This is a genomic window from Caldisericota bacterium (assembly GCA_034717215.1).
In the GTDB taxonomy this organism is placed as follows: Bacteria; Caldisericota; Caldisericia; order Caldisericales; family Caldisericaceae; genus UBA646.
The window spans coordinates 1-2,213 of the sequence record JAYELD010000055.1 but is presented as its reverse complement, the minus strand read 5'-3'; the positions used below and the strand labels follow the sequence as shown (position 1 = coordinate 2,213).

Below are 2,213 nucleotides of genomic sequence, written 5' to 3'. Positions count from 1 at the left end.
AGAAAGGAGGTGATTAAAAAATGAACAGAAATACAGAACCTGATAGAAGCTTCACGCAGATACCGAATAAAGTAATAACGGAGATACTCATCAAAGGGCTTTTGAGCCAGACAGAAATGAGGATTGCCTTTTACATTATCCGCTGGAGCTGGGGATTCCATAGAGATTGGACGAACAAAACCACTGTGAAAAAGATTGCAGAAGATACTGGCATATCAAGACCGCTATGTTCTACCACAATAAACCGGATGATCAGAGAAAATAAACTTTTAAGAAATGCAGGCAGGTTCAAATTTTATGACGAACATCAATACTGGAAAAAAGTATCAACAAATCCTAACAACAAGCATACACAAAGCTTAACAAAAAGTGTTAACAAAAAAGAACAGTCAGTGTTAACAAATCAAAGCACGGCACAGCCAGATAGCAACGGCAAAATCATCACTCTTGAGAGCCCTAAAGAAAGTATTAAAGAAAGGATAAATAAAGAAGAAAGAAATATTAAAGAAGGAAAAATTGCTTTTAACAAGCAAATCTTTAAATTCAAAAATATTTCCGAAGAAAAACTTGAAAAATGGAAGGAAGCGTTTCCATCTGTAAATGTTAGTGTTGAATTGAAAAAGATGGAAGCATGGCTCATAGCAAATCCTTACAGGCACAAAAAGAATTATGAAAGATTTATCGTTAACTGGCTCGGAAGAGCGAAAGGAGAAAAAACAAATGGAAGATACATCCCAATTAGTGAGCCTGCCTGCCGTGCCAACAGTGCAGGTAAAGAAGGGGACACAAACAGCGGAGGCGCAGAAGGAACAACAAGATCGTATGCAGCTGGCGAGTGGTGAGTTTGAAAGAGAATTAAATACAATACTAAAAAATACATTCGGCTCAAGGTATCTCAAATACTATAAAGAGAAAGAAGTTGCAAAAAGAGAAGAGCTAGACAGGCACTTAAATATCTTATTCAGAGAGAATAAAGGCTTTATCCTTTCCGGGGGTGTCGGTGTTGGAAAGACAATGGCCCTGATCTATATCTACACAAGAATTATAAAATACCTTTCAAAAGAAGCAAGGGAAAAACAGGACGCATATCTTTACCAGCTCAACAGATACTCAGGTGAAATACAGTTCTTTTTTGCACCAGAGTTATTTAGCAAACTCCACACGGGTGGCAAAATAAGGATTTCCCAATATATTCTCATTGATGATCTTGGCAGGGAATACTCGGAACCCTTTGCGCTTGAAAGGTTTGAGTGCCTTATAGAAGATATCTACAGAAACAAAAATGTAAGTTTGGTAATCACCACAAATCTGAATCTTTCACAGTTTAAGAATCGCAACGGATGGCTACGAATAGTTGACAGGTTGAGAGAAATATGCAGCTGGGTTGACATCGAAGGTAAATCAAGGAGGCATGTATGACACTTGAAGAACTCTATTTGAAAGAAAAGGAAAGGATTAAAAAACTATCAAAGCGCTATGCAAAGAAGTTTCGAGTAGAGCAGGAAGACCTCGCACAAGAAGGCGCTCTTGCCGTTTTGGAAACATACGCAAGATACGCTTATAAGCTCTCAGATGACGAACTCCTCAAAGTATCACACAAGATAATAAACAGGAAAATGTACAAGTATGCCCGAAACGAATACAAGTATATATCAAGAACAATCTCAACTGAAGACAATGCAGCAAAAGAACACTGAAAAACTCATAAAAGATGCAATGCCTAAACTGGATAAAGACAATTACAAAATCATCTACGAGTTATTCTTCAATAATACCTCGATTCATCAACTGTCAAAAAAACTCGGCATCTCTCGCTCCGGAGTTCGATACCGCAAAGACAAAGCACTCGAGCAATTAAAAAATATTATTTTAAGGCAGGTTAAGGTAGAAAATTTTTACCAAGATTTCTTTACATAAGAGTAAACCTGGGATTGTAGCAATGTAATGCGGGGGAAGAGGCGCAATGCCTTTTCCCTGTTTTTGTAAAGATGGATTGCAGACCAAGTCCAGAATGACCCGTTTTTTGTCACCCTTGAGCGTTTTTTGCGAAGGGTTTCTTAGTTTGAGGACGAGATTCCGGATCAAGCCCGGAATGTACTGTGTTGTGTCAATACCCTTTAAAGAAAAAGTTTAACTTTTTTCATAAACCTCCTAAACACTGATAAATATTAGCATTGTTGTATATTTTAATGTATTGGATAAGTATTACTCTG

The 2,213-nt window shown here is 37.5% G+C and carries 3 protein-coding genes; all 3 read left to right on the top strand.

The window, feature by feature from the left end; all coding sequences use genetic code 11:
* The first annotated feature begins 20 nt into the window (after positions 1-20).
* The 3 genes from U9Q18_02475 to U9Q18_02465 are packed head-to-tail and all read left to right on the top strand — an operon-like array spanning position 21 to position 1,697.
* Complete coding sequence (locus U9Q18_02475; protein MEA3313224.1) at positions 21-842, top strand: replication protein; 822 nt, start codon at positions 21-23, stop codon at positions 840-842.
* Positions 823-1,419, top strand: coding sequence for a hypothetical protein (locus U9Q18_02470; protein ID MEA3313223.1), 597 nt, complete (start codon positions 823-825; stop codon positions 1,417-1,419). Before U9Q18_02475 ends, U9Q18_02470 begins: the two co-directional genes overlap by 20 nt.
* Positions 1,416-1,697 (top strand): hypothetical protein, encoded by a 282-nt coding sequence (locus U9Q18_02465; GenBank protein MEA3313222.1) that lies wholly within the window; start codon positions 1,416-1,418, stop codon positions 1,695-1,697. The genes U9Q18_02470 and U9Q18_02465 overlap by 4 nt, the downstream gene beginning before the upstream one ends.
* Positions 1,698-2,213: the final 516 nt, after the last annotated feature.